Genomic DNA, 26,245 nt, shown 5'->3' on the forward strand with positions numbered 1-26,245 from the left:
TACAGGTCATGTTCACATGATGAAAGGTCAACCATTTCACGTGAAATATCGTGAAATTATTCGCCGATTAATGTTTTTAATTGGTGCTTTGGTGGTCTTTCGACTAGGAGCGCATATTCCGCTGCCAGGTATTGATAATGTCGCTTTAGAACGTTTCTTTAATGCAAACCAGGGTACTTTCCTTGGTTTGTTTAATATGTTCTCAGGCGGGGCATTGGAACGAATGTCCATTCTTGCGTTGGGGATCATGCCGTATATTTCTGCATCGATTATCGTGCAGTTAATGTCAACGGTTGTTCCTTCGCTGGAAGCATTGAAAAAAGAAGGCGAGCAGGGCAAGCGTAAGATTAACCAATATACGCGTTACGGCACATTATTCCTTGCAATTGTACAAGGTATTGGTATGTGTGCTGGTCTGATAAGTCAAGGGATTACCTTTACTTCAGGTTTAGCATTCTATATTCCTGCATTAACGTCTTTAGTTGCAGGTACCATGTTCTTAATGTGGTTGGGAGAGCAAATTACCGAACGTGGTGTTGGTAATGGGATCTCTATGATCATCTTTGCAGGTATTGTTGCTGGTTTACCAAGTATGGTTGTGCAATCATTTACCCTTGTGGAAAATGGTCAATCAAGTTTAATTGGTATTGCTATATTTGGCTTATTGTCTTTAGCTGTTTTAGCTGCGATTGTGTTTATTGAAAAAGCACAACGTCGTATACCTGTTAACTATGCTCAAAAGCAGCAAGGTCGCCGAGTATTTACTGCACAACAGACTCACTTACCATTAAAAATAAATATGGCGGGTGTAATTCCAGCAATTTTCGCAAGTTCGTTATTGCTGTTTCCTGCAAGTTTAGGTCAATGGTTAGGTAGTTCTGATCCTAATGCAGGGATCGTTAAGCGTACACTACAAGATTTGGCATTAGTTTTATCGCCTGGACAACCATTATATTTGGTGCTATTCGGTGCGCTTATTATTTTCTTCTGTTATTTTTATACGGCACTAGTTTTCAGTCCTAAAGAAGTATCAGAAAACTTAAAGCGTAGTGGAGCTTATGTACCTGGTATCCGCCCAGGTGAGCAAACTGCTCGTTATTTAGATCATATTCTTAGTCGTTTAACATTTATCGGTTCGATTTATATCACTGTTGTATGTTTAATGCCGATGGTACTTCAAAGTTCTTTTGGTATTCCATTCCATTTGGGTGGTACATCGCTGTTGATCGTGGTTGTTGTAGTTATGGACTTTATGGCTCAGCTACAGGCACACCTCACATCGCGCCAATATGATAATCAAACACTAATGAGTAAAACGACTGCTCATCCTAAGGGATAAGCGCACTTAGAGGTTTCATCATGAAAGTTCAAGCTTCTGTAAAGAAAATTTGTGGTAGCTGTAAAGTTATCCGTCGTAATGGGGTAATCCGCGTGATTTGTAGCGCTGAACCTCGTCATAAGCAGCGTCAAGGTTAATCTGATCAAGACCTGTTGATTTCAGTAGGCTAATTAGGTTATTATCCGCCCCTCAAAGATTTTGTGGGGCGGTTGATTATCTCTACTGCCTTTTTGGAGAAAGTGAATGGCTCGTATTGCCGGTGTAAACATTCCGGATAACAAGCATGCTGTTATCTCTCTTACGTATATCTTTGGTATTGGCCGCCATACTGCTAAGCAAATCTTAGCTGCAACTGGTATTGCACCAACTACTAAGATCCGTGAATTAGATGACGCTCAGCTTGATGCGATTCGTGCAGAAGTTGCTAAGGTTCCGACCGAAGGTGACTTACGTCGCGAAATTTCCATGAACATTAAACGTTTAATGGATTTAGGCTGCTACCGCGGTCTTCGTCATCGTCGCAGCTTGCCTGTCCGCGGACAACGCACCAAAACTAACGCACGTACCCGTAAAGGTCCGCGCAAACCTATTAAGAAATAAGATTTCTGGAAGCTAAAAGATGGCTAAAGATACTCGCACACGCAAGAAGGTCACTCGTACCGTCTCTGAAGGTGTTGCACACATTCACGCTTCTTTTAATAACACCATTGTGACTATTACCGATCGTCAAGGTAATGCACTGGCTTGGGCCACTTCAGGTGGACAAGGCTTCCGTGGATCACGTAAATCAACTCCGTTTGCTGCTCAGGTAGCTGCTGAAGTTGCTGGTAAAGCTGCTTTAGATTACGGTTTGAAAAACTTGGACGTCCTTGTTAAAGGTCCTGGTCCAGGTCGTGAATCTGCGGTTCGTGCTTTAGGTGCAGTGGGTTATAAAATTAATAGCATTACCGATGTGACTCCAATTCCTCACAACGGTTGCCGTCCACCTAAAAAACGTCGCGTGTAAGGAGAAACATTCATGGCTCGTTATATTGGTCCAAAATGCAAACTCTCTCGCCGCGAAGGGACAGACCTGCAACTTAAATCAGGCGTTAAACCGTTTGATGTTAAGACAAAAAAACATGCTAAAGCTCCTGGCCAACATGGTGGAGCTCGTGGTGGTAAACAATCAGAGTACTCACTACAATTACGTGAAAAACAAAAAGTACGTCGTATGTACGGTGTTTTAGAACGTCAATTTAGTAACTACTATAAAGAAGCTGCTCGTGTTAAAGGCGCAACAGGTGAAAACTTGTTGAAATTGCTTGAAAGCCGTTTAGATAACGTTGTTTATCGTATGGGCTTTGGTTCTACACGTGCAGAAGCTCGTCAGCTTGTATCTCACCGTTCAATCACTTTAAATGGTCGTCGTGTTAACATCGCGTCAATCCAAGTTAAAGCTGGTGACGTGATTGCAGTACACGAAGGCGCTAAACAACAATTACGTATTAAAAACGCAATTGAATTGGCTGCTCAACGTGGAACTCCTTCTTGGATGGAAGTTGACCATTCTAAATTAGAAGGTACATTCAAATCTGCACCTGATCGTTCTGATTTACCTGCTGAAATCAACGAAAGCTTGATTGTTGAATTGTATTCTAAATAATCCTTGAGGTAGCAATAATGACGCGTACTGCAAACGAGTTTCTAACTCCGCAAGCGATCAAGGTCGAAGCGGCAAGCGGGACCTCGGCAAAAGTGATTCTAGAACCTTTAGAGCGTGGCTTTGGTCATACTCTAGGTAATGCTTTACGTCGCATTCTTTTATCATCTTTGCCTGGCGCTGCTGTGGTTGAAGTTGAGATTGAAGGCGTCGAGCACGAGTACAGTACTTTAGAAGGCTTGCAGCAGGACATCGTCGAGCTCTTGCTGAACCTTAAAGGATTGTCTATTAAGCTGTTCGATCAAAATGAAGCATATTTGACGTTAGAGAAACAAGGTCCTGGCGATGTAACTGCCGCTGATCTTCGTTTACCTCACAATGTTGAAGTGGTTAACCCTGAACATTTGATCGGCACGTTAAGTGCTTCAGGCTCATTGAAAATGCGCTTGAAAGTTGTTCAAGGTCGTGGTTATGAGACTTCTGATTCTCGCTTCCCAGAAGGTGAAACTCGCCCAGTGGGACGTTTACAATTAGATGCGTCTTATAGCCCGATTAAACGTGTTTCTTACACAGTTGAAAATGCTCGTGTAGAACAACGTACAGACCTTGACAAGTTGGTCATTGATCTTGAAACAAACGGGACTGTTGATCCTGAAGAAGCGATCCGTAAAGCGGCAACAATCTTGCAACAACAAATTGCAATCTTTGTTGATCTTCAGAAAGATCAAGCTCCAGTTGCTCAAGAACCTCGTGAAGAAGTTGACCCAATCTTGCTTCGTCCAGTAGATGATCTAGAGCTTACTGTTCGTTCTGCTAACTGTTTGAAAGCAGAAAATATTTACTACATTGGTGATCTTGTTCAACGTACTGAAGTTGAGTTGTTAAAAACTCCTAACTTAGGTAAAAAATCGTTGACTGAGATCAAAGATGTTCTGGCTTCAAAAGGCTTACAACTCGGCATGCGTTTAGAAAACTGGCCACCAGCTAGTTTACGTATGGACGATCGTTTTGCCTATCGTAGTCGTTAATTAAGTAGGACTATCACCATGCGTCATCGTAATAGTGGTGTGAAATTAGGCCGTACAAGCAGTCATCGTAAAGCGATGTTCCAAAACATGGCTAATTCTTTGTTTGAACACGAGTTGATCAAAACAACTGTGCCTAAAGCAAAAGAGTTACGTCGTGTAGCTGAGCCTTTAATCACTTTAGCTAAAGTCGATACAGTAGCAAACCGTCGTTTAGCGTTTGCTCGTACTCGTTCAGCAGCAACTGTTGGTAAATTATTTACCGTTCTTGGCCCTCGTTACAAAGAACGTAACGGCGGTTATCTACGTGTTCTTAAAGCGGGCTTCCGTGCAGGTGATGCTGCACCGATGGCTTACGTTGAGCTAGTAGATCGCGAAGTTAAATAATTTCGTGTAGAACATCGCAAGTTGTTCAAAAAAGGTCGGTTGAATAAACCGGCCTTTTTTTGTCTAACAATTGGCATTACTTGACCTGAATTGATATGTTTTTTGCAACTTTTAGTCAAACTTGACATTGTGTATTGTCAAAAATATGTTTTAATAAAAATGTTCTTATAAAAAGGTTAATAAAAGAAATGGATAAGCAAGTCGATATTCTTATTGTTGGTGCTGGTATCTCTGGAATTGGAATTGCAGCACATTTAATTAAAAATAATCCGAACCGTAAATTTGAAATACTCGAACGTCGTAAAAGTTTCGGTGGAACGTGGGATTTGTTTAAATACCCAGGTATTCGCTCCGACTCAGATATGTCTACTTTTGGCTACAATTTTAAGCCATGGCGTAAAGCGAATGTGCTTGCAGATGGCGCTTCGATTAAAGGTTACTTGGGTGAAGTTGTTAGTGAGTACAATATTAAAGAAAAAATTCATTTTGAACATCGTGTACTTTCTGCGAATTACGATACTTCAATCAAAAAATGGATTGTAGAAATCGAAGATCAAAATCAAAAGAAACAAACTTGGCAAGCTAATTTTGTCTTAGGCTGCACAGGCTATTATAACTATGATCAAGGTTTCCAACCTGATTTTCCAAATCAAGATAAATTCAAAGGTCAATTGATTCATCCACAGTTTTGGCCTGAAAATTTAGATTATACCGGCAAGAAAGTAGTCATCATTGGTAGTGGAGCAACTGCAATCACATTAGTACCAGCAATGGCAAAAGGTGGGGCTGGGCATGTAACAATGTTACAACGTTCACCGACTTATATTGCTTCAATTCCTTCGATTGATTTTGTTTATGACAAAACACGTAAATTTATGACAGAGGACATGGCATATAAGTTTACGCGTGCTCGTAATATCGGAATGCAACGTGCAATTTTTGCTTTGTCAAAAAAACAACCTCAACTTGTTCGCAAGTTACTTCTTAAATCTATTGAAATGCAGTTGAAAGGTAAAGTAGATATGAAGCACTTTACCCCAAGTTACAATCCTTGGGATCAACGTTTATGTGTAGTGCCAGACGGTGATTTATTCAAAATTTTACGTAGTGGTAAAGCAAGTGTTGAAACAGATCATATTGAATCCTTCACTGAAAATGGTATTCAATTGAAATCTGGTAAACACTTAGATGCAGATATCATTGTTTCTGCAACTGGTCTAGAAATTCAAATTATGGGCGGTATCAAAGCGACTGTTGATGGTCAGCCGATCAAGACTAGCGAACATATGCTTTATAATGGTGTGATGGTAAGTGATGTACCAAATATGGCGATGGTTATTGGTTATGTGAACGCGTCATGGACCTTAAAAGTAGATGTCGTTGCTGATTATATTTGCCGTTTATTCAAATATATGGATCAGAACGGTTATGATGAAGTTGTCGCACCAACTGACCATTCTGCAATGCTCGATGAAACAGTTATGGGTGAAATGTCATCAGGTTATATTGCGCGTGCGGCTGATCAACTTCCAAAACAAGGTACTAAGGCACCTTGGATGGCAACGCATAACTATTTAGCTGATCGTAAAGATCTCAAAAATGCGACTTTTAACGATGGTATTTTAAAATTTGCGAAGGCTCCTGCACAGTCTGTAAAAAAGCCTAAATTAGTGTCTTAATGAATAGCTATTAAAATAAAAAAGGAAGCGAAAGCTTCCTTTTTCTATTTATAAAGAACGTGATATGAGTTCTTTCATGATTTCATTGGTGCCGGCATAAATACGATTTGCACGGTTATCGATATATGCGCGTGCAATAGGGTATTCAAGCATGAAGCCATAGCCACCATGTAACTGTAAGCACTCATCAACGACTTTAGAGAACATATCAGAAATTTTATATTTTGCAGCTGCGGCAGCATCTACACCTAAAGTACCCTCAAGTTGTAATTCCATACAACGATCTAAATAAGAACGACAGAAGTCTATTTCAGTTCGAAGTTCTGCTAGCTTAAAACGTGTATTTTGAAATGCACCAATAGGCTTACCAAATGCTTTACGATCTTTTGTATATTGTACTGTGTGCGCAAAGGCAGCTTCTGCACCTGCTTGGCAGATAATCGCAACAAGCATACGTTCCCATGCGAGTTCTTTCATAAGCATGATGAAGCCCATGCCTTCCATACCAATTAAATTTTCCTTTGGTACACGAACATTATCAAAGAACAATTCGCAAGTATCTTGTCCTTTCATACCAATTTTATTGAGTGGTTTACCTTTGGTGAATCCTGCTCGATCAGCTTCGACAATGATAAGCGATAAGTTGGCTGAACCTTTATCACTATTACCTGTCTTGCACACAACAATCGCCATGTCACATAGATAACCATTGGTAATAAAAATTTTAGAACCATTGATGACATATTCATCGCCATCTAAAACTGCAGAAGTTCGTACAGCTTGTAAGTCTGAACCTGTACCAGGCTCCGTCATCGCAATGGCAGTGACAACTTCGCCAGAAGCCATTTTAGGGAGCCATTTTTTCTTCTGCTCTTCGTTGGCAAAATTATTCAGGTAGTTCGCAACAATATCCGAATGCAATGAAAAACCAGTTGATGAATCCATTGCATAAGCTTGTTCTTCAATGAGGATCATACTGTAGAGTCGATCTACACCATATCCACCATATTCTTCAGGCATTGTGGTACACAATAGACCCATTTCACCCGCTTTATTCCATAAGTCACGATCTACATGTTGTTGTTCTTCGTATTTGGCAATATTTGGAACGACTTCTTTTTCATAGAATTTTCGGACAGTATCACGAAAGGCTTCATGTTCTGCATTGAATAATTTTCGAGGCAACATATTAGGAATTGGTCGAATTGCGCCTGATTGCATATTTATATTTCCATAAGTGTTATTAGAATAGCCACAACATAAGAGAGCCTGAACATTGGTGCAATGTGTTGAATGCTCAAAACACAAGAAATGCTGATGAATTTGGTCAATTGATATTTTTAAAACACAAAGCTCATGGCTTCAGTTAAAATGGAATGAACACAGATTAGGGGATAAAAATGTACGATGAATTAACGCTTGAAGAGCGTAAAGTTATCTATCGCGCACGTCGTGGGTTAAAAGAAATTGACGTGTATTTTGATCCTTATGTAAAGCAATACTATTTGCAAGCTGAACCTGAAGAGAAAGCAATGTTTGCTGAATTGGTTGAGCAAGAAGATCCTGATTTATTGGATTGGTTTATGGAGGTTTCTGAACCACCTCGACCTGAATTGCGCCAATTTATTCAAAAATTAAAAGATTATGTCCATAATCCATGAGCGTTATTCACTGAAACACAGCCTTTATTCAGCTGTGTTTCACGCTTTCTTTATGTTCATCATGAGTATTACTTTATTAATCAGTATTGAGCTCATTTATGCTTTAAGCAGTATTATATTTATACTGATTATCTGGTGGGGTTTTAGAAAAAAACCACAATTAAGTGAATTACAAAAACTAGACAAAGATTTATGGTCGATTCAAATGACTTCAAATCCAAAAATATACCAAGCAAAACTGACTCGAGTTTTTCATTTTCATTACTTCGTTGTACTCAGTTTTAACGAAAAGAAATTAGATTCTTTGGTGATTTGGAGAGATCAAATAGATGAAAAACAATGGAAAAGCTTGATTGCTCATGCAAATTTTGGCTAATTGTTAGACAAAAAGTGCTTTATTTTAAAATTTAAAACATGATAAAAAACAATTATTTAAAAACGTATAGTATGAACAAAAAATGAATTGTTTGACGAAAATGAAAGAAAATCAAATTGTTAGACAAAAATGCGATGAAATCTAAATTTCTAAAGTACATTAAATATACCAACAGCTAATGAGGAATTTCAAAATGAGCGAAATTCATATGTGGTTGTTTCTAGTGGTTGCTGCTGTTATGGCAATTATAATTGGAAGACTAGGAACTGTGCTGAAGGAACGAATTGAACACCACAACAACGAACAAAATAAACTCTCTTGAGTTTACCATTTAATAAGTAGCATGTGCCGAACCGTCGCAATGCTACTTTTTTTTGCCCAAAATTTTAACAATTCAAAAAATAAGTCAATTATTTCAATTCAGATCAATGACAGACTAATTGTTAATGAAGTGCATTGCTGCACTTTTATTCAGCGATTGCATCTGATATTTTAAATCGCAAGGATGACAAAATTATAAAATTGAGGACAGGAAGTATGTCTAAATTAAAGACTCAAGGTCTTTTCACGGCAATTGCGGTTGTAGCAGCTACAACTTTATCTGGATGTTCATACGTAATCAAAACTGGTGCGAATGCATCACTTGCGTTTAGTGAAAAACACATCTTACCGCCAGTACTCTCAATGGGTGATGTGGATATGGTGTGTAATCAGGGCACAGCTTTGACTCCTGTGATTATGGCGACTAAAGATATGGGTGCTGATCCGACCCGTATGGCAGTTCTTTTATATTCAGCTTCAGGGATGTGCGCAGAAAATCGTGCCTTAGATGCAGAATTAAGATACCTAAGAGCATCAAAAGCAGGTCAAGTGACAGAAGCACAAGATGCGCGTATTGAACAAAAGCGCTGGGCTGCTGTTGCTGCCGAACGTCAATATACGGGTTATCAATTGTTTGCGGAGCGTTGGCAGTCTAAATATAAATATAATTTAGGTGACTCATGTCCAACTATGCGTCGTAATCTTGACCAAACAGTATATCTGTTAGGCATGTTAAGTGGCTTACAAGCGATGACCAATGATATTGCTTCTGGTGGTCAAGTGCATGTTCCTAAAGATATCGCAGCAATTGTTGAACGTGGCATGGTCTGCCTCGATAACAACAAGTTCTGGGGCGTACCGAATGCTACTCGAGCAGTGATTTGGACATTATTACCTGGAGCTGATGCAGGCAAACCAGATCCATACCAAACGCTTAAACAATCTATGCAAATTGGTGAGCAAAAAGGAGTACGCTTATCGCATGCCTTGTATGCTGTTGCAGCACAAGCCAGTGGTGACGATGCAAAAATACGTGATGCATTACGTTCTTATGCCGCTTCACGTGCTGAAGAAGTTCCTGTAAATCCAGAGTTTAAGTTATTGGATAATATGGCAGGACAAATGATACAAGCGATCTCAGACCGTTATTGGACGGAGAATACAGGTGTCCGAACTGAAGCAGATGGAATGTCGAGCTTCTGGGATGATCAAGCGACCAATGAAGCCGATGATCTTTTCGAGAACACATTAGGCGAATAAGATTTTTTAATTTTGTTCAAAATTAAAAATGGAGTTATTCAAGAAAAAGAGCTTTAAGCTCTTTTTCTTTTAGGAATACGAAAGATGAAAGATACTATCCTGATTCGAAAAATACTGTTTATTGCATGCTGTATCAGTATTGCTGCTAGTTTGCAGATTTTTCAGGAGTATTTTTTCTATTGGCGTCCTGTATTGGATGAAGAAATTTGGCGAGTATGGACAGCTCACTATGTACATGTGGGATGGATACACTATGCATTGAATATGGTGGGTTTAGCCTGCCTACCATTCATCTTCCCATATGTCAAAATTAGGTACATGTTGTACTTGTTGATCGCACTCCCGCCATTAATTAGTTTAAGTTTTTTTTATGTTTATCCTCGCGTTGAAGCTTATGCAGGTCTATCAGGGGTGCTACATGGTATGTATATGGCTTTGGCAGTTTATTTTTTAAAATTTGAAAAAGAACGTAAATTCTCGCTGCTTGTATTAGCTTTAATCACGGGCAAAATTTTGTGGGAAAATATCTTTGGTTCTCTCGATACTGCGCAAATGATTGGTAGCCCAGTATTGGTTGAAGCACATTTAACAGGTGCAATATGGGGGGCATTACTCAGCATGTTCTTTTTAATTTATCAGCACATCTCCGTGAAGGACACACACATCTCTTAATTCCTCTGATGCTTAATTATCACTTATTTTAATGTGTGATCAGATTCAAATCTTTTGCATTTATTTTTTTAAGGTCATATTTGTTTAAAAAAAGAAATACAGTATGGTATAGCCTACTGATTTAGTTGGTTTTTATCTCGCTCTTAAGAGGTGAATTGATGAAAATTGGCATAAATTTAAAAAAAATGGAAAAGTCAGTCATTCTTTTTTAAAAAAAAATCAGTCAGATTCATGTGATAAAAGTGGTAAGGAAATTAGGTAAAGGATTTTGCCTAAGCCCGAATTAGAAAAGATGAGCTGTACAGGCAATGTATAGCAGTATTAAATAATGGAATAACAATGCAAGAGCCTTCTAAAAAGAGATCTGGGTTAGGTCTACTTAGTTATATATGGACTGAGTGGATATCTGCGTTTACGATTTTGCTTCTACTGTTACTGACGCTCATCATCGGGACAGGAGAAATGATTCACGGGCAGATGTTACGTATAGGTGAAAGTCTATACGGTGACGAAAAAATTGGTATGCAGTATTCATTCTTGCGTGCCGAACCTGAAAAGCCAGTCTGTGATCGAAATCCAAATATTGACCTTTTGGTTCAAAACCAAATGCAAGCTAATGCAAAAGATGAATTTGCAGATATCTTTGGTACAACGTCTGAAGAAGATGTTCGTGCCTCTGTATTGGCTGGTCAACAGTTATGTGAAGAAAAATATGCCTTCTATGATAAGTCAATTCAGTATTTAGAAGATAATCCTTCAATACGAACTTACCGAACCATGGAAACAACTTTCTTTGGTATTTTCCAATTTGGTACGGAAAATAAGGCAGTTCTATTGATTATCATGGTGGTACTTGCAGCGATCACTGCAACACTTAAAATCCACCACATTGGTCTACGCGGTCCAAGTTCTGTTTTAGATTATCGGGTTTACGCTGTCGCAATGATACTTGCGAACAGTTTCTTAACCAGTTCAGCGATCAGTCAGTATAGATCTGTATTGAACTCTGGTGTTCCGCCAACCAGTGAGATGACAATCATCTATTGGTTATGGATAATCTTGTTCAGTACACTGACATTAATTAGTTTGTACCAATTGTTCCGTGTACCAGAAAATGCGAAGCCAGGTGGTACGATTGGCATGGCATTATTGTCAGTCCCACTTTATGCCTATATGGCGATCACAACAGGATTTAACTTTACCTTTGTGATGGACTATCCAATGGGTCAAGGGATTTATTTAGGGCAGCTGGTTGAGTTCTCTACCATTTTCCTTAATTTATCACTGTTCATTTGGGCAGGTATGCTGTTAAAGCAGACATTAATTGTTGATAAATTCCTAAATATTTTACGTCCATGGAATCTAGCGCCTGAAACGCTTACCTGGTTAATCTTACTTGCTGCTGCATTACCTACAGCTTATACAGGTGCATCAGGTATTTTTGTAATCGCTGCAGGTGCGATCATTTATAAAGAAGTTTGGAATGCGGGCGGACGCCGTCAATTCGCTTTGGCTACAGCAGCGATGTCGGGTTCGCTTGGTGTGGTACTCCGTCCATGTCTATTGATTGTTGTTGTTGCATCACTGAACAAAGAAGTAACAACTGATTTATTATACCAATATGGTATCGGTGTTTTCCTCATCACTTCGACACTGTTCCTATTAATTTCACTGTTCTTTGCTGAGCAAAAATTCCGTATTGCAGCGCCATCAGTTGCATTCCCGAATTCCGCTAAGGCATTAGTGGCAGTAGTTCCTTATGTGATCGTGTTCCTGATCGTGTGGTCATTCTACAAGTATGCATTAAATACCAATTTGAATGAGTTCACTGCACCAGTCATGATGCCAATCATCTTACTTGTCATGGTGCTTTATGAAAAATTACGTCATGAACCAGCACCGCTCGCACCAGTAGGACATTGGGATACGACATTAAGCCATACTTCGGTTGAACAAGAAGCAGCTAAGGCGCGAGTGTCAGCATCTGAAATTGCAGCACAGGATAGTCCAGACAATCCTGCACGTAAAGTGAGTTTCTGGAAGTCAATTCATGTATCTGCAAGTGAAACAGTCGGACATATCGGGGCGCTTGTGATCTTAATGGCATTGTCTGTCAGCGTTGGTGGATACTTAGAGCGTATCGAGTTGATGGAACACTTCCCAACGGATATTGAAAATATCTATATCGTGATTACCTTGATCGTATGTCTCATGGTATTTGTCGGTATGATTATGGATCCGTTTGGTGCTGTCATCTTAATTTCAGCAACAGTTGCTCCTGTCGCCTACGCTTATGGTATAGATCCTGTTCACTTCTGGATGATTGCTTTAATTGGTTTCGAATTGGGTTATGTATCACCTCCAGTTGCACTCAATCACTTGCTCGCAAGGCAGTCGATTGGTGATGAAGAGGTGGCTGCTGCCGATGCAGAAGTGAAAGATAAAACGTTCTACTACAAATACGAACGTTGGATTCTTCCTCTGATTGTGATGATTCCAGCTATGTTAATTATCGCCTATGTACCTTATATCTTTAAGTTATTTGGTTGGTATCAATAATTAAATAAATAAGCACCTTCGGGTGCTTATTTTTTAATGAATTTACAATAAAGCCAGCTCTATAGAGCTGGCTTTATTGACTTTAAGCATCTTAATTTCTTGGACTAGGTTTAAATTGAATAACACCAATTTCGTCTGCAACCTCAGGCATTTGAGGTTCGTCAATGTGTGTCGGACGATTTTCAGAATAGTTGCATTCAATACATTCGATCCATTCTGAATCACCTGAAGTGAGCATGACAATACGATCCATAGCTTCACATTTCGGACATTTTGCACCTGCAATGAAACGACGTTTGATCGACATAATGACTCTCACCTTCAAAAATTAGTAGCGTAGTTTAAGCAGTTTTAGTGTCATTCGTCCAACCTTGATGGCGTAATAATGCATCAATTTTAGGCTCACGACCTCTAAATTTAACAAAGGCATCAAGCGCTGTATCTTTACCGCCTACAGCCAGCACTGCCTTGCGGAAAGCAAGTCCAGTCTCTTGGTTGAAGATCCCTTCTTGTTCAAAGCGATCGAATGCATCACTTGCTAAAACTTCAGCCCATTTGTAAGAGTAGTAGCCTGCGGCATAACCCCCTGCGAAAATATGGCTAAAACTATTTTGGAATCGGTTGTATGGTGCTGTAGGGAGAACAGCATATTGTTCACGAATTTCGTTTAAGGATTGTTGAATACCTGTTGCATATAAAGCAGGAGATTGTTTATGTATATTCAAATCAAACATGGCAAACTCAAGCTGTCGAAGGGTTTGCATGCCTGATTGGAAAAATCTCGCATCCAAAAGAGACTTAAGGAGTTCTTCAGGTAACGGTGTTTTGGTTTCAATGTGTTGGCTGATTAAAGCCAAGCTTTCATTATCCCAAGTCCAGAATTCCATAAACTGACTTGGCAGCTCGACGGCATCCCAAGCGACACCATGTGTGCCTGCTACAGAGATATGATCTACTTCTGTGAGCATATGATGCAGACCATGTCCAAACTCATGGAAAAGAGTAACGACTTCATCATGTGTCAAAAGCGCAGATTGTTGACCAATCGGTGGTGTAAAATTACCGACCATGTAACAAATCGGTTTCTGCATGCCATTGTTGGTTTGCATACGTGAGCGGAATCCGCTCATCCATGCTCCACCACGTTTCCCACTTCTAGCGTACAAGTCAAAATAGAATCCACCTATGACACTGCCTTGATCTTCAAGCTCATAATATCGTGCATCTGGATGCCATACTGGTGCTTCACGTTCAATGACTTGAATACCATATAAACGCTCCACAATTTTAAATAAACCTTGAACGACGACAGGGGTAGGGAAGTATGGCTTAAGTGCTTCCTGAGACAGATTAAACTGTTGAACTTTGAGTTTTTCCGAGAAATACGTCGTGTCCCAAGGTTGTAGTTCATCTACACCATGAGATTGAGCAATTGCTTTTAATGCCTCAATTTCTTGTAGGGCAGGTTTACGAGCATGTTCTGCCAACTCAATCAGGAATTGATCTACAGCTTCAACACTTGGAGCCATCTTACTTGCCAGTGAATATGCTGCATAATGATCAAAACCTAAAAGATGAGCCATTTCTTGGCGCAATTTGAGAATTTCTTCCATCACCGCAGTATTGTCATATTCAGGGTGATCTGACTGATCCGACGCTCGCGTGGTATATGCTTTATATAAGGCTTCGCGAAGCTCTCGATTATCTGCGTAAGTCATGATCGCAAGATAAGAAGGGAAATCCAATGTCGCCACGGCTTGATCGAGTTCACGTTGTTGACCGTATTGCTTTAGCAGTTCGATACTGCTCGCAGGTAAACCAGCAAGTTCATCTTCAGTTAATGGTTTGAAATATGATTGTGTGGCATCAAGAACGTGGTTAGAAAAATCTGAAGAAAGCTGCGATAAACGAGCTGATATTTCTGCGTAGCGTTTTTTTGCATCGCCTTCTAGAGCCACGCCTGAGAGTTTAAAGTCTCTAAGTGCAAGTTTAATCGCACTCTGTTGAGCTTCTGGTAAATCCGAAAAAATAGGTGCATCATGCACATGTTGGTAGGTTTGATAGAGCGCAGTATGTTGCCCTAATTGTGTGTAGTATTCACTTAAGCTAGGTAAAAGAGACTGATAAATCTCGCGGGTTTCAGGATTGTTCATCACAGTATTTAAGTGAGACAAAATTCCCCAAGATTCGCTCATTTGGTTTTCTAATTCATCGATTTGATCGAGCACATTTAATTGTAATTGTACCGTGTCTGGGACTGTCTCGAGTTGGTTTATAAAGTGTTGACCATTTTGAATCGCTTGTTCAATCTGTGCTTTAAGTTGATCAAGTGTAATTTGAGAAAAATCGGGTACAGGCAAAGTTGCCTTTTCTAAAGTCATAATGTCATGCCAATTAATATTTTGAGTTAAGTATAGATGTAAGGGGCTCGGATAGAGAAATCAAGTTTATTTAGGTCTTTTTAAGAATTCTTTATTAAACTTTTCTAATTCTTTGTGAATTTTCTCTAGTTGATTGTTTAAATCACCAGTAGATGCAGGTAGTTCTTCTAGCTCTCTAATATTGATTGATGAAATATCTTTTATTCTTGATTTCCAAAGAGACAAAGGAAACCTAAATTGATAACTGATTTCAAAAATTAGTACTTGGTCATTTAATGCTTCTATTAGTCCACCATATTGTCCCCAATCATAAAAATAATCCTGATTGGGATGCATTATTTTGATTCCATGTTTAAAAATTCCTGTCTCAAAATATTCGACAGGATCATTCAAGTGAGTAATACCAAATGCACGTCGAGGTATTGGATGAGAACTAGTAATTTTTATATTTTCTGCGATACCATTTCCTATATTTTTTATATGTAATTGAATGAAACTCTGTTTTCCATAATGGGGAGTTGCATAAGCTATAATTTGAGGCGCTTGATTAGTTTTAAAAACTAAATATGTCACTAATAAGGCTGTTAAAGAAATAATAAGTGTGAGGATTTCGGTGACGTTCATAACAATATCTTTTTGTTAATATAATATTGATTATAAATAAAAAAGAGCGCCGTAGCGCTCTTTAAAGATTTAGTCTAATTTAGCTTTCGCATTCGACTTTTTCTTTTTCACTTTAGCTTTCTTTTTCGCTTTATCTTTTACTTTTCCATCAGATTTTTTGTCTGATTTTTTAGAATAAGAGCTTGGTTTTGCCTTGGACTTTTTCTTACGAACAGGGCGTTCACCGTTTTCATCTTTATCTTTTAGGAGTTCGACAGGCTCATTCAACATGCGATTTAACGCTTCTTGCTTGGTGACCGGTTTTTCCTTTACGACACGTGGTGCTCGACTACGAATAGCGCGACCTGCATGGCTGAGTTGTTGAATCAATTCAAAATCAATCTTACGTTCTTCTAAATTGACACCTGCAACCTTGATGCGTACTTCATCACCCAAACCGAAGGTCTGACCACGATTTTGCCCAACTAAACTTTGACTCGCTTGATCGAAGACAAAGAAGTCATCGCCAAGCTGGCTTACATGGACCATACCATCGACATATAAATCTTTTAAAGTGACAAATAGACCAAACTCAGCCGTAGCACTAATGACGCCAACAAACTCTTCACCAAGATGCTGTTGCATATAATGGCATTTTAACCAAGTGGTCACTGAGCGAGAAGCTTCATCAGCTCGACGTTCTGTTGCCGAGAAATGATTACCGGCTTCTTCTAGTGCGCCACCTGAGACTGGTGCAGGTTTATTTTTGAGGTGTGCTTTGATAGCACGATGTAATAATAAATCTGGATAACGACGAATTGGAGAGGTGAAATGAGTGTATGCCTCATACGCCAAACCATAGTGACCAGCGTTATTTGGCCCATAATAAGCTTGCATCATGGAGCGAAGAAGCACAGCATGAATACTTGGCGCATCAATACGGTCTTTAGTGGCTTCAATGACCGCTTGATAGTCCGCTTGTGTAGGTTGATCAGGGAATTTCAAACCTAATAACTTAACAAAGTCGCGAACTTTTTGAATGCGTGAGAATTCAGGTGGCTCATGCACACGATACAACATTGGAATTTCGTGTTTTAAAGCAAATTCAGCAGCAGCGACATTGGCTAACAACATACATTCTTCAATGAGTTTATGAGCATCGTTACGTGATCTTGGTAGAATTTCTTTAATTCCACCAAGTTCATCAAAGGTCATGTACGTTTCAACGGTTTCAAATTCCATTGCATGGCGTTCTGCACGTAAACCTTTTAATACTTGGTAAAGTTGGAATAATGTATTCAGTGATTTACGCACTGTACGATCTTCAGGTACAGCTTGACTATCACCTTCAAAATATTTTGCAACTTGGTCATAGGTGAGTCGTGCTTTAGAGTGCATCACCGAAGGATAGAATTCAAATTTTGTGACTTTACCTGCGCGACTTAAATTCAAATCACAGACCATACATAGACGATCGACATTTGGATTGAGTGAGCATAAGCCATTTGAAAGTGCTTCAGGCAACATCGGTAAGACAAAGTGAGGGAAGTACACAGACGTACCGCGTTCTTGTGCTTCATCATCTAAAGGTTTACCAATACGAACATAATGACTGACATCTGCAATCGCCACCACGACGCGATAGCCGCCACCAGGACGTTTTTCTGCATAGACAGCATCGTCGAAGTCACGCGCATCTTCACCGTCAATTGTGACTAAGGGTAAATCTCTTAAATCAATGCGTCCTTGACGATCTCGTGCTGTCGGTTCTTTAAAACTTTCAGCTTCTTGAACTACTTCTTCTGGAAATTCGTAAGGTAAACCATATTCTAAAATGGTTTGAGGAATAATAATTTCAGTATCAGATTTGTCGGCCATAGATTGAATAATATGACCTGTAGCAAACTCTTCACGATTTGGAAAATCATCAATTTCAACTCGAAGAGAATCACCAACTTTAGCTTTCGCATGCGCAATGAGTTCTTTTTCTAAGGTAATCGGTTGATGCGCATTTGGATTTGCTGGTTGAATGAAGTATTCACCTTCATATTCTGCGAGTTTCCCAATGATCTGTTTGACGCGTCGTTGGGTAATTTCAGTAATGAAACCCCATGATTTACCTTTACGGTCAACAGAGGTCTGTTGAACTTTAACTCGGTCACCATGGAAGACTTGACGTAATTCACGCTCAGGTAACAAATATTCTTCTTTCTTACCATCTATACTCGCAACCCCTAAACCTTTGCTATTGATATAGATGGTCGCATCATGAACAGGTTGATCTGCCATAAGCTGGAACTTATAACCTTCTTTCGTCAATTGACCATCACGAACCATCGCACTTAAACGGTGACTAAGTGCTTCAATACTTTTTTGATCCGCAATTTCGAAGTGTTCCACAAGGTCTGCATGAGACAATGCTTTTTTCTTATTCTCAATCGTTTCTAGAATAAGAACACGGCTTGGAATAGGATTATCGTAACGTTCAGCTTCCGCCTTGGCTTCAGGGTCGACCCAATTTTTCATAATGTCTTTGGCTTCATATCAGAAGATAAGTTTAGCATAAGACATGATGAGAAATACTGCACGTAAATGATTGCAATAAAGTGTTTTTAGTTCATAAATTATAAACGAGATGCAGAATAGACAGCATTAAAGTGAAATTAATGCTGATTAAAGGTAAAAAACCTGAAAATTGTTTAAAAAATATATGATTGAACAAAAAACATAGAATTTTTTAAATTCTCACTTGAAGAGTAGGGACGAAGTTTGTATTATGGCGTCTCGTTACGGTGAGGTGGATGAGTGGCTGAAATCACTTCCCTGCTAAGGAAGCATACCTATTACTGGTATCGAGGGTTCGAATCCCTCTCTCACCGCCAACGATAAACTTGAAATGCGCTCATAGCTCAGCTGGATAGAGCACTTGGCTACGAACTAAGGGGTCGGGAGTTCGAATCTCTCTGAGCGCACCAATGAAGTTAATCGATGTAACGAAGTCGTAAGACACTCAAGTACGCGCTCATAGCTCAGCTGGATAGAGCACTTGGCTACGAACTAAGGGGTCGGGAGTTCGAATCTCTCTGAGCGCACCAACTTGATCATCTCTAAGATGTAAAAAAGAGAAGAAACCGCTTAATTGCGGTTTTTTTGTTTCTAGAATGAAGTGATGCTATAAATCATCATATTTTATTAGCTACTTAAGAAAGAAATAAATTTTAAAATTTCTACACATATTATTTTTAATTAATAGATATTAGCTCTTATAAAAACATCATCAATCCAACTCAGGATTGTTTGGAATTTGGATTGATCTTGTTGACCATCTCTTAAATTGTTGATTATCTAGCCATAATTTACATTTACGTATAAATACTGTTCGCTTGATTTAAATTTTATTAAAAAGTACTTAACAAATAATAATATTCATATATAATGCACTCCATCAAGACGTCGCGCTCATAGCTCAGCTGGATAGAGCACTTGGCTACGAACTAAGGGGTCGGGAGTTCGAATCTCTCTGAGCGCACCAACTTGATCATCTCTAAGATGTAAAAAAGAGAAGAAACCGCTTAATTGCGGTTTTTTTGTGTCTATTTTTTTATCTTATTTCTTCTGCTCTTCGTTTTTGACTTTCAATGCAAAGATGACATTCGCCCCAACTGTAGGGAGCACATCATGATAAGGCAAGCTCCGTGCTGCACGAATCAGGAACGGTGCTTTTTCATCTATTTTTCCAGCATTCGTCATTTTCAATAAAGTACCTTGTTGAAACTTATCAAATTGCATTTTTCCTTTAATGTATTTCAGATCACCGCCTTGAGCATAAAAACTATTCTGATTCGAATGAGGAAAGCTAAAATTTAGTTTAAATCGGAATGGAATTTGAATAACTCCTAACCCGAGTTCAACTTTAAAATCTGCCAATTGTGTTTGGTCTTTTAGGGTTTCGATATCAATAGATTTGAGTTGGCGGGGAAACAACTTTTTATAATGTACAGGCTGTGTCCATTTTTGTAATTGTTGCACTGGTTGGGAATAATACTGATACGTCGTCACAAAACGCATTGATTCTGCACCGTGTTGATAAGGCACGGTTGTCGGTGTATGGACAAAACTTACAGGGTGTTCGGTGATACGACTGATTTGTGCGATTTTGGCCAATTGATTTGTCGTTAATTGGTCGGATGGAAATTGACCTGGTTTGAGCGTACTCGAAGAAGGTGCTGTTAATTTTTTTCGAATTGATTCAAGTAAAAATGCATGTGTACCACTTGGAATTCCCATTTTTGCTTCAGGCACTGCATTCAGAACTTTGCTAAATAGAAAACCTTTAGGTTGGTTCAAATCTCCCCATTGCGTTAGGGTCAGAAGAGTATGATTTTGATCCAATTTGAACCATTCAAATTTGCCTAGACCATAAGGAACGGGTGCATCCACAATCAAACTCGAAATAGTATTACCTTCAATATGATGCTGAAACACTATGGTCTCATTAAAGTTGAGCACCGGTATTGGTGTTGGAATGGAAATTTTATATTGAACCTGAGTGATATTTTTTTCTTGATTTAATATTTTAGCTGACTTCAATGTCGGGAATAAACCAACAAAATTTTCAAACTGTGAAAGCGTTTTGGCGACCTTTTCTTCATTGACAGGCAATACGATGGCAGATGATGTGAACTTCACATTTGGATTTGGTTGTTTTTTGCGTGTCGGAATAGATGTTTGGGTATTTGTGTGCGCATAGATGAGAATCTGATCTTTGGCGATGCTGGCGAGTTCGGTACTATTATTTTGAAATGGTTTTAACGCACTGGGTATATTTTCTTTCCATTCAATAATCGCGCTGTACGACAAGCTAGGTACAAAAATAAGGCTTAAGCACAATGCTCGATAGTTAAAGTATTTCATTTTCATCCTGAACTATGAATTTAGACTTTTTATTTTGTGTCATTGTAAATCGTGTGATGCTTTCATCAATAGTGCGATGATGTAATCAACAGTATTCATTAAAACGACAATTCGATTTCAGGTAAAGTGGTGTAATATCTTTGCTTAAGAAAATCGATTGTTGAATCCCCTATGTCTGATACTCAACCAGTTTTATCTGTCCGTTACTTCTTAAATTTACAAGAGTCTCAGGATGGTTTTGCATTAGCTACTTTTGGCAAAAAACAATTTACGCGTTTTTTAACGCCACTTGTCAGTATTGCGATCGTGATTTGGGGGCTTTATCTTGGATTAGAGGGAGTAGGGCGCTATTACGTGACTTTAGGCACGTTCTTTATCTTTTTACAAATCGTTATGCGTTACTGGTTCTTACCTATGATGTTCAAGCGTCAGTTTGAAAAATATCAATTTGGTAAGACTGAACAAGGTATCGATTTGTTTCAAAACTCTGCCGAGCTTTTTTCAAGTGGTCGTCCTAAACAAGCATTTGCCTACATTGAAGTACAAAAATTTGTAGTGGGTAAATTGACCTATATGCTTGAACTCAAAAATCATACAGTTGTCATTATTCCAAAACGTGCATTTGAGTCTGATGTAGACAGAACACTGTTTGAAAATACATTCCAAAAACGTTAAGTTTTGATGAGTTCATTACTCAAACTATAAATAAGAGAGATTTTCATGAGTGCAGTTCCATCAAAAATTGTATGTGTCGGTCGCAGTTATGCTGCGCATGCTCAAGAATTGGGTAATGCGATTCCTGATCAACCTGTCTTATTTATCAAGCCGCCGAGTAGCTTGATGTCCTTAGCAGAAGGGATTGATTGGAATCGTGCATTGGGACAGTGTCATCATGAATGTGAACTTTCATTACGAATAGATCGACCGCTCAAAAACGTTAAGGATCCTCAAGAGGCATTAGCAGCAGTAGGTGCAGTCACCCTTGGTTTGGATTTGACTTTAAGAGATCAACAAGATCAGCTTAAAAAGAAAGGACAACCTTGGGAACGTGCGAAAGCATTTGATGGATCTTGTATTTTGGCAGATTGGATTTCGCTTGATCAGGTCCCAGCATTAGATCAAGTCCAGTTTAAGCTCGAAATTAATGATCAACTTAGGCAACATGGTGATACGGGGTTACTGATTTTTAAATTAGGAGCGCTTTTGGCAGAAATCAGTCAAAACTTTAGCTTAATGTCTGGTGATGTTGTCATGACGGGTACGCCTGCAGGTGTGGGACCATTAGAATCGGGTGATCAGCTCAAAATGACTTTGACTGGCTTAAAACAAGATTTTGTGTGGACTACGCAAGTGCATTAATGATGCATCAAGCTCAATTAAAAAGGATGATGGTTCATCCTTTTTTTATGGCTAGAGATTGTCTGAGTTGATGTTTTTACGAAACTGTTGGGGCGTGATGTGCATCCAGCGTTTAAACATATTGATAAAGGCTGAGGCGTTGGCATAGCCCAAATCTAGAGCAATATGTTCAACGGTTTTATTTTCAGACAATAAGCTTAATGCTCGTGTAATTTTAAAGCGTTGACGCCATTCATTGAGCGACATCGAAATTTCAGCTTCACATAGGCGAGATAAAGTGCGCTCACTCATATTCACCATTTGAGCATAATCTCTCAGTGGACGCTGATCACTGAGATGCTCATGGATGTAGGTAAATATCGTTTGTAATGCAGGATGATTAGAATGGGGCAAGTAGCTTTTGAGCAGGGGTGAGCTTTTTAATTGATCCAGTAAAACCATTAAAAGTCGTTGATATTCGGGTTGATCATGTTTGAAATAAGTTTTTCTGAGTTCATTGAGTAGCGCCGTCACTAAGGGGGAGCTTAGTAAAATACCTGCTTGTTTGGGCAGTGCATCACACAGGCTTTCATGCACGTATAAGGTGGCATGAGAAACAGCTGTGAGATTAATACTGCTGTGATGCAGATGCGGCGGTAGCCAAATTCCGTAGGGCGGAGGTGTTAAATATTGATTTTGATCAATATGAACTTCCATTACACCATCAAATGCATAGATAAATTCGCCCCATGCATGACCGTGTTTAGGATATTCCGAATGGGCTGGATCATTGCGGAATGTTAGCCAAAGATTCTCTTGGATATGATCATAATTATCTAACTGAACGAATAGTTCATGTGGATGGCGTTTTGGCATATTAAATTGCCTGAATAAATGTATTTGTTGTCTGTTTTGAATTATATATTCTAATTCAGTCAGCAGTATAGTGACGACTTGTTTGTGTGAAGAGTGCCACTCATGGGTGAGCGAAGAGGTCTTAACCTTCAGGCGTCAAGCTTAATGATCGTATTGTGTTTAGTCTGGGGTTTACAGCAAATTATCTTGAAACTTGCAGCTACTGATATTAGTCCTCTGATGCAAATCGCATTGCGCTGTGGTTTGGCAACCTTGCTTGTCGTTCCATTATTGTATCGACAACGAGTGCGACAACTGTTTCATTACCGTTATGTTGTTCCTGGAATTTGGTTAGCCTTTTTATTTTCTGCAGAATTTTATTTGGTTGCTGAGGCACTCAGGTACACCAGTGCTGCGCACACTGTTGTTCTGCTCTATACCGCGCCTATTTTTGTGGCTTTAGGCTTACATTGGAAAGTCAAAGCTGAAAAATTGAATCACTTGCAGTGGTTTGGTATTTTGTTCGCATTTTTTGGCATCGCTTATACTTTTTTAGTGCGTGATCAAGCTCAAAGTCAACTCAACCATATTTTATGGGGAGATTTTCTTGCTGTAATGGCAGGGATGATGTGGGCATTGACTACGATTTCTTTAAAATTTTCAACGCTTTCTGAGGCGCCGCCCACTCAAACATTATTTTATCAATTGCTTGGGGGCTTTATTTTTTTATTACCCTTAGCTTTTTGGACTGGACAAGCAGATGTGCGCTGGTCACAACTGACGTTTCTGAGCTTAACATTTCATGCGGTTGTCATGTCTTTTTTAAGTTTGCTGCTATGGTTTTGGTTGTTACGAACTTATTTAGCAAATGGCTTAGGTGTGTTTTCGTTTTTGACTCCCATGTTCGGCATGTTGTTCGTTGTCTGGCTATTAGATGAGGAGATCGAAACGAGTTTCTTGGTCGGTTCTTGTATGGTTCTTGCAGGGATTATGATTGTGTCTTTGCACCGCTATTTGAGAATTTATCTTGATCGAATCAGCGCAAGAATTGGAGCACTCCATTGAATCAGTATACATGGTTGGGATTAAGTTCGATTTTGATTTGGGCCTCGTTGGTTGCGGTGGTGAAACTTGTAACTGAATCATTAAGCCCGGTACAGGCGGTGGCACTGATCTATAGTTTTAGTGCATTGTTCATGTTATGGAAAAATGGTTTTCCCAAGCTTTCACTCATGCCTAAAAAATACCTATTGGGCTGTGGTACTCTTTTTGTTGGCTATGAGATCCTGTTTTTAATTTCGATTGCACTTTCAACGCATCGAGAACAGGTATTAATTATTGCAATGATTAATTATCTTTGGCCTCCTTTGCTGATTGTATTTTCGATTCTTGCACGGCAATTGAGCGCGAATATTTGGGTGATTGCTGGCTTTGCATGTGCCATTCTTGGGTTAATGATGGTTGTTAATCCAGATATTCTCGAGCCGAAACGCATATTGGTGGCCGTGCTTGAAAATCCATTGGCGTACTCATTTGCTTTCATTGGCGCCGTGCTATGGCCTTTGTACAGTATATTTACCAAGAAATATGCAGAAGGTCATAATGCTGTTCCATTTCTTTTTCTAATGACTGCAGTTGGGTTGTGGGCTGTACATTTTGTGATGCGAGAACCCTTTGTTGAGCTGAATTTGATGACATGGCTGATGGTTGTAGTCATTGGCAGCTTAATTGGCTTGGCTTATAGCAATTGGAACCAAAGCATGCAATATGGGAATCTCAAAATTTTAATTTTGGCAACGTATTTTATGCCCATTTTTTCAAGTCTGATGTCGATGCTGATTCTAGATGTGCAACCTCTAATGAGCTTTTGGATCGGTTGTGTCTTAGTGACCTTAGGCGCACTTATTTGTTGGAAATCTACACGTCCATATAGTCCATCTATGAAATAAGAAAAGGACCTGTAGAGGTCTTTTCTTATTGCAAGAGTTTATTTTTCTTCAAGTATGGTCGATAGTGGTACGGAGAGCTTTGCAGCCAGATAATCATCAGCTTCAATCAGTGCTGGACCAATACGGTTCATCCATACGTCATCTTCATGGATTTGTCCGATATCATTTTTATCAGGTAGCGTATAAGGCAATGATTTATAAAATGACCAAAAATCAAGATGATCTAAATTTCTAACCAAAACATATTCATTATTATCTGTACGTTTAATAATATTCTGCTGTTCCAATAGATTGACATATTTAGGCCAGCGGCCAATTTCACCGCGTCCTAAAATATCAAGTGCCTCCAGATCGGTTACGGTTTTACCTTGTTTTTGTTTTTTATAGAATAACTCAAGCATATCTAGAAGCATGAGAATTGGATGGCGCGTTTCGGTCTTACCTGTATGAAATGCTGTGAGGGCATAACTTATCTCAACACCAAGCAGTACGATGTTCCAAGAGAGATAAATCCACAACAGGAAAATTGGAACTGCTGCAAAAGCACCGTAAACCAACTGATAACTGGTAAAGTTAGTCATCACGAAGCCGAATAAATTTTTCAGTAACTCGAAGGTAACAGCACTAAAAATCGCAGCAATCATGGCTGCTTTTATTGGAACAGAGCGGTTTGGAATCGTCCAATACAAGGCAAAAAAACCAAATGCGGTGAGTGCAAATGAGATGACCCATAAAATAAACGTGCCATTCAATTCATAACCTGCAAAATTATTGCTTAGGATGTTCATAGACGCTAAAGTCGATGAAATCACAAAAGCCGAACCCAGCAGGATTGGTCCCAGTGAAATGATGGTCCAATAGCGCATAAAACCAATAATGCCATTACGCGTTTCTGTCACACGCCAAATACGATTGAATGCTGTCTCAATGCTAGTGAGCATCATTACTGTGGTAAAGAATAAAAACAGCACACCAATAATGGTTAAGTTGCTCGAATTGTCAGTAAATGCATTCAATGCTTTATCAAACGCGATACTGGTTTTAGGCAGAAAATTACTGTAGATCAATTGTTGTAATTGTTGCCGAGCAGGTTCTAATGCTTTAATCGATGAAATGATAACCAAGAATACGGTCAACATCGGCACGACAGCGAAAAGTGTGGTGTAAGTTAAAGAGCCTGCTTGCTCACGACAATTGTTAGCTTCAAAGCGTCGTAGTACAAACAAAATAAACTGAAACCATGTTTTATTGTAGAAAGGTAACTTTTTTAAGATTTCCGCCATA

At 39.2% G+C, this 26,245-nt stretch carries 25 protein-coding genes and 4 tRNA genes; 21 read left to right on the forward strand and 8 right to left on the reverse strand.

Annotation, left to right across the window (positions count from 1 at the left end; all coding sequences use genetic code 11):
* Positions 1-19: 19 nt before the first annotated feature.
* From secY to AC1M9P_RS04155, 8 genes are all read left to right on the forward strand, one after another.
* Positions 20-1,339 carry a preprotein translocase subunit SecY gene (secY, locus tag AC1M9P_RS04120; protein ID WP_171076742.1) on the forward strand — a complete coding sequence of 440 codons (1,320 nt, stop codon included), beginning with the start codon at positions 20-22 and terminating at the stop codon, positions 1,337-1,339.
* A gap of 20 nt (positions 1,340-1,359) precedes the next feature.
* Entirely contained in the window at positions 1,360-1,476 is a 117-nt protein-coding gene (gene rpmJ, locus AC1M9P_RS04125) for a 50S ribosomal protein L36 (RefSeq protein ID WP_000867907.1), read from the forward strand.
* Positions 1,477-1,582: 106 nt separating this feature from the next.
* Positions 1,583-1,939, forward strand: coding sequence for a 30S ribosomal protein S13 (gene rpsM / locus AC1M9P_RS04130; RefSeq protein WP_035265156.1), 357 nt, complete (start codon positions 1,583-1,585; stop codon positions 1,937-1,939).
* A 19-nt stretch (positions 1,940-1,958) separates the two neighbouring features.
* Complete coding sequence (gene rpsK, locus AC1M9P_RS04135) at positions 1,959-2,345, forward strand: 30S ribosomal protein S11 (RefSeq protein ID WP_001040166.1); 387 nt, start codon at positions 1,959-1,961, stop codon at positions 2,343-2,345.
* Between the two features lie 12 nt (positions 2,346-2,357).
* On the forward strand, positions 2,358-2,984 hold the full coding sequence (gene rpsD / locus AC1M9P_RS04140; RefSeq protein WP_035265160.1) for a 30S ribosomal protein S4: 627 nt from the start codon (positions 2,358-2,360) through the stop codon (positions 2,982-2,984).
* 17 nt (positions 2,985-3,001) lie between these two features.
* Entirely contained in the window at positions 3,002-4,009 is a 1,008-nt protein-coding gene (locus tag AC1M9P_RS04145) for a DNA-directed RNA polymerase subunit alpha (protein WP_035265161.1), read from the forward strand.
* Between the two features lie 18 nt (positions 4,010-4,027).
* Positions 4,028-4,393 (forward strand): 50S ribosomal protein L17, encoded by a 366-nt coding sequence (gene rplQ / locus AC1M9P_RS04150; protein WP_034587447.1) that lies wholly within the window; start codon positions 4,028-4,030, stop codon positions 4,391-4,393.
* 179 nt (positions 4,394-4,572) lie between these two features.
* Positions 4,573-6,072 carry a flavin-containing monooxygenase gene (locus AC1M9P_RS04155; RefSeq protein WP_481586818.1) on the forward strand — a complete coding sequence of 500 codons (1,500 nt, stop codon included), beginning with the start codon at positions 4,573-4,575 and terminating at the stop codon, positions 6,070-6,072.
* Positions 6,073-6,120: 48 nt separating this feature from the next.
* On the opposite strand, the gene AC1M9P_RS04160 is transcribed toward AC1M9P_RS04155, so the two are convergent.
* On the reverse strand, positions 6,121-7,293 hold the full coding sequence (locus tag AC1M9P_RS04160; protein ID WP_035265167.1) for an acyl-CoA dehydrogenase family protein: 1,173 nt from the start codon (positions 7,291-7,293) through the stop codon (positions 6,121-6,123).
* Between the two features lie 179 nt (positions 7,294-7,472).
* Between AC1M9P_RS04160 and AC1M9P_RS04165 the strand changes: the two genes are divergently transcribed.
* The 5 genes from AC1M9P_RS04165 (at position 7,473) to AC1M9P_RS04185 (ending at position 12,921) form a co-directional block, all read left to right on the forward strand.
* A complete protein-coding gene (locus AC1M9P_RS04165; protein WP_035265169.1) occupies positions 7,473-7,733 on the forward strand; it encodes an FAD assembly factor SdhE in 261 nt (86 codons plus the stop codon).
* 61 nt (positions 7,734-7,794) lie between these two features.
* Positions 7,795-8,109 carry a hypothetical protein gene (locus AC1M9P_RS04170; protein WP_481586791.1) on the forward strand — a complete coding sequence of 105 codons (315 nt, stop codon included), beginning with the start codon at positions 7,795-7,797 and terminating at the stop codon, positions 8,107-8,109.
* 537 nt (positions 8,110-8,646) lie between these two features.
* On the forward strand, positions 8,647-9,690 hold the full coding sequence (locus AC1M9P_RS04175) for a hypothetical protein (protein ID WP_035265182.1): 1,044 nt from the start codon (positions 8,647-8,649) through the stop codon (positions 9,688-9,690).
* An 84-nt stretch (positions 9,691-9,774) separates the two neighbouring features.
* A complete protein-coding gene (gene rrtA / locus AC1M9P_RS04180) occupies positions 9,775-10,362 on the forward strand; it encodes a rhombosortase (protein ID WP_481586792.1) in 588 nt (195 codons plus the stop codon).
* A 1,173-nt stretch (positions 10,363-11,535) separates the two neighbouring features.
* Positions 11,536-12,921 carry a TRAP transporter large permease subunit gene (locus tag AC1M9P_RS04185; protein WP_373683318.1) on the forward strand — a complete coding sequence of 462 codons (1,386 nt, stop codon included), beginning with the start codon at positions 11,536-11,538 and terminating at the stop codon, positions 12,919-12,921.
* Between the two features lie 91 nt (positions 12,922-13,012).
* Here the strand turns inward: AC1M9P_RS04185 and AC1M9P_RS04190 are convergent, their stop codons facing one another.
* The 4 genes from AC1M9P_RS04190 to rnr form a co-directional block, all read right to left on the reverse strand.
* On the reverse strand, positions 13,013-13,222 hold the full coding sequence (locus tag AC1M9P_RS04190) for a YheV family putative zinc ribbon protein (protein ID WP_481586819.1): 210 nt from the start codon (positions 13,220-13,222) through the stop codon (positions 13,013-13,015).
* Positions 13,223-13,262: 40 nt separating this feature from the next.
* On the reverse strand, positions 13,263-15,302 hold the full coding sequence (locus tag AC1M9P_RS04195) for a M3 family metallopeptidase (RefSeq protein WP_481586793.1): 2,040 nt from the start codon (positions 15,300-15,302) through the stop codon (positions 13,263-13,265).
* Positions 15,303-15,368: 66 nt separating this feature from the next.
* A complete protein-coding gene (locus AC1M9P_RS04200) occupies positions 15,369-15,926 on the reverse strand; it encodes a hypothetical protein (RefSeq protein ID WP_179999281.1) in 558 nt (185 codons plus the stop codon).
* Positions 15,927-15,995: 69 nt separating this feature from the next.
* The gene (gene rnr, locus AC1M9P_RS04205; RefSeq protein WP_481586820.1) at positions 15,996-18,434 is read right to left on the reverse strand and encodes a ribonuclease R; all 2,439 of its coding nucleotides are present in this window, start codon (positions 18,432-18,434) and stop codon (positions 15,996-15,998) included.
* Positions 18,435-18,696: 262 nt separating this feature from the next.
* Here rnr and AC1M9P_RS04210 point away from each other — a divergent pair.
* The 4 genes from AC1M9P_RS04210 (at position 18,697) to AC1M9P_RS04225 (ending at position 19,437) form a co-directional block, all read left to right on the forward strand.
* Positions 18,697-18,787, forward strand: a tRNA-Ser gene (locus AC1M9P_RS04210).
* A 16-nt stretch (positions 18,788-18,803) separates the two neighbouring features.
* A tRNA-Arg gene (locus AC1M9P_RS04215) sits at positions 18,804-18,880 on the forward strand.
* A gap of 43 nt (positions 18,881-18,923) precedes the next feature.
* Positions 18,924-19,000 (forward strand) — tRNA-Arg (locus AC1M9P_RS04220).
* 360 nt (positions 19,001-19,360) lie between these two features.
* A tRNA-Arg gene (locus AC1M9P_RS04225) sits at positions 19,361-19,437 on the forward strand.
* Between the two features lie 74 nt (positions 19,438-19,511).
* Here AC1M9P_RS04225 and AC1M9P_RS04230 read toward each other — a convergent pair.
* Positions 19,512-20,819 (reverse strand): SRPBCC family protein, encoded by a 1,308-nt coding sequence (locus AC1M9P_RS04230; protein ID WP_481586794.1) that lies wholly within the window; start codon positions 20,817-20,819, stop codon positions 19,512-19,514.
* Between the two features lie 171 nt (positions 20,820-20,990).
* On the opposite strand from AC1M9P_RS04230, the gene AC1M9P_RS04235 reads away from it, so the two are divergent.
* Both AC1M9P_RS04235 and AC1M9P_RS04240 read left to right on the forward strand, forming a co-directional pair.
* Entirely contained in the window at positions 20,991-21,494 is a 504-nt protein-coding gene (locus AC1M9P_RS04235; RefSeq protein ID WP_481586795.1) for a YcxB family protein, read from the forward strand.
* 45 nt (positions 21,495-21,539) lie between these two features.
* Complete coding sequence (locus AC1M9P_RS04240) at positions 21,540-22,178, forward strand: fumarylacetoacetate hydrolase family protein (RefSeq protein WP_481586796.1); 639 nt, start codon at positions 21,540-21,542, stop codon at positions 22,176-22,178.
* A 51-nt stretch (positions 22,179-22,229) separates the two neighbouring features.
* On the opposite strand, the gene AC1M9P_RS04245 is transcribed toward AC1M9P_RS04240, so the two are convergent.
* The gene (locus tag AC1M9P_RS04245; protein ID WP_481586797.1) at positions 22,230-23,033 is read right to left on the reverse strand and encodes an AraC family transcriptional regulator; all 804 of its coding nucleotides are present in this window, start codon (positions 23,031-23,033) and stop codon (positions 22,230-22,232) included.
* 102 nt (positions 23,034-23,135) lie between these two features.
* On the opposite strand from AC1M9P_RS04245, the gene AC1M9P_RS04250 reads away from it, so the two are divergent.
* Complete coding sequence (locus tag AC1M9P_RS04250) at positions 23,136-24,077, forward strand: DMT family transporter (RefSeq protein ID WP_481586798.1); 942 nt, start codon at positions 23,136-23,138, stop codon at positions 24,075-24,077.
* Positions 24,074-24,961 carry an aromatic amino acid DMT transporter YddG gene (yddG, locus tag AC1M9P_RS04255; protein ID WP_481586799.1) on the forward strand — a complete coding sequence of 296 codons (888 nt, stop codon included), beginning with the start codon at positions 24,074-24,076 and terminating at the stop codon, positions 24,959-24,961. The genes AC1M9P_RS04250 and yddG overlap by 4 nt, the downstream gene beginning before the upstream one ends.
* A gap of 38 nt (positions 24,962-24,999) precedes the next feature.
* Here yddG and AC1M9P_RS04260 read toward each other — a convergent pair whose 3' ends face one another.
* A complete protein-coding gene (locus tag AC1M9P_RS04260; protein WP_481586800.1) occupies positions 25,000-26,244 on the reverse strand; it encodes a YihY family inner membrane protein in 1,245 nt (414 codons plus the stop codon).
* Between the last annotated feature and the right edge of the window lies 1 nt (position 26,245).

Source organism: Acinetobacter sp. 25-47-122, from assembly GCF_056779695.1.

What these genes read in the sequence shown, in the direction of transcription:
- secY (WP_171076742.1), top strand. Translation starts at nt 20, where the DNA reads ATGAAAGGTCAACCATTTCACGTGAAATATCGTGAAATTATTCGCCGA.
- rpmJ (WP_000867907.1), top strand. Translation starts at nt 1,360, where the DNA reads ATGAAAGTTCAAGCTTCTGTAAAGAAAATTTGTGGTAGCTGTAAAGTT.
- rpsM (WP_035265156.1), top strand. Translation starts at nt 1,583, where the DNA reads ATGGCTCGTATTGCCGGTGTAAACATTCCGGATAACAAGCATGCTGTT.
- rpsK (WP_001040166.1), top strand. Translation starts at nt 1,959, where the DNA reads ATGGCTAAAGATACTCGCACACGCAAGAAGGTCACTCGTACCGTCTCT.
- rpsD (WP_035265160.1), top strand. Translation starts at nt 2,358, where the DNA reads ATGGCTCGTTATATTGGTCCAAAATGCAAACTCTCTCGCCGCGAAGGG.
- AC1M9P_RS04145 (WP_035265161.1), top strand. Translation starts at nt 3,002, where the DNA reads ATGACGCGTACTGCAAACGAGTTTCTAACTCCGCAAGCGATCAAGGTC.
- rplQ (WP_034587447.1), top strand. Translation starts at nt 4,028, where the DNA reads ATGCGTCATCGTAATAGTGGTGTGAAATTAGGCCGTACAAGCAGTCAT.
- AC1M9P_RS04160 (WP_035265167.1), bottom strand. Translation starts at nt 7,293, where the DNA reads ATGCAATCAGGCGCAATTCGACCAATTCCTAATATGTTGCCTCGAAAA.
- AC1M9P_RS04165 (WP_035265169.1), top strand. Translation starts at nt 7,473, where the DNA reads ATGTACGATGAATTAACGCTTGAAGAGCGTAAAGTTATCTATCGCGCA.
- AC1M9P_RS04170 (WP_481586791.1), top strand. Translation starts at nt 7,795, where the DNA reads ATGAGTATTACTTTATTAATCAGTATTGAGCTCATTTATGCTTTAAGC.
- AC1M9P_RS04175 (WP_035265182.1), top strand. Translation starts at nt 8,647, where the DNA reads ATGTCTAAATTAAAGACTCAAGGTCTTTTCACGGCAATTGCGGTTGTA.
- rrtA (WP_481586792.1), top strand. Translation starts at nt 9,775, where the DNA reads ATGAAAGATACTATCCTGATTCGAAAAATACTGTTTATTGCATGCTGT.
- AC1M9P_RS04185 (WP_373683318.1), top strand. Translation starts at nt 11,536, where the DNA reads ATGGCGATCACAACAGGATTTAACTTTACCTTTGTGATGGACTATCCA.
- AC1M9P_RS04195 (WP_481586793.1), bottom strand. Translation starts at nt 15,302, where the DNA reads ATGACTTTAGAAAAGGCAACTTTGCCTGTACCCGATTTTTCTCAAATT.
- AC1M9P_RS04200 (WP_179999281.1), bottom strand. Translation starts at nt 15,926, where the DNA reads ATGAACGTCACCGAAATCCTCACACTTATTATTTCTTTAACAGCCTTA.
- AC1M9P_RS04230 (WP_481586794.1), bottom strand. Translation starts at nt 20,819, where the DNA reads ATGAAATACTTTAACTATCGAGCATTGTGCTTAAGCCTTATTTTTGTA.
- AC1M9P_RS04235 (WP_481586795.1), top strand. Translation starts at nt 20,991, where the DNA reads ATGTCTGATACTCAACCAGTTTTATCTGTCCGTTACTTCTTAAATTTA.
- AC1M9P_RS04240 (WP_481586796.1), top strand. Translation starts at nt 21,540, where the DNA reads ATGAGTGCAGTTCCATCAAAAATTGTATGTGTCGGTCGCAGTTATGCT.
- AC1M9P_RS04245 (WP_481586797.1), bottom strand. Translation starts at nt 23,033, where the DNA reads ATGCCAAAACGCCATCCACATGAACTATTCGTTCAGTTAGATAATTAT.
- AC1M9P_RS04250 (WP_481586798.1), top strand. Translation starts at nt 23,136, where the DNA reads ATGGGTGAGCGAAGAGGTCTTAACCTTCAGGCGTCAAGCTTAATGATC.
- AC1M9P_RS04260 (WP_481586800.1), bottom strand. Translation starts at nt 26,244, where the DNA reads ATGGCGGAAATCTTAAAAAAGTTACCTTTCTACAATAAAACATGGTTT.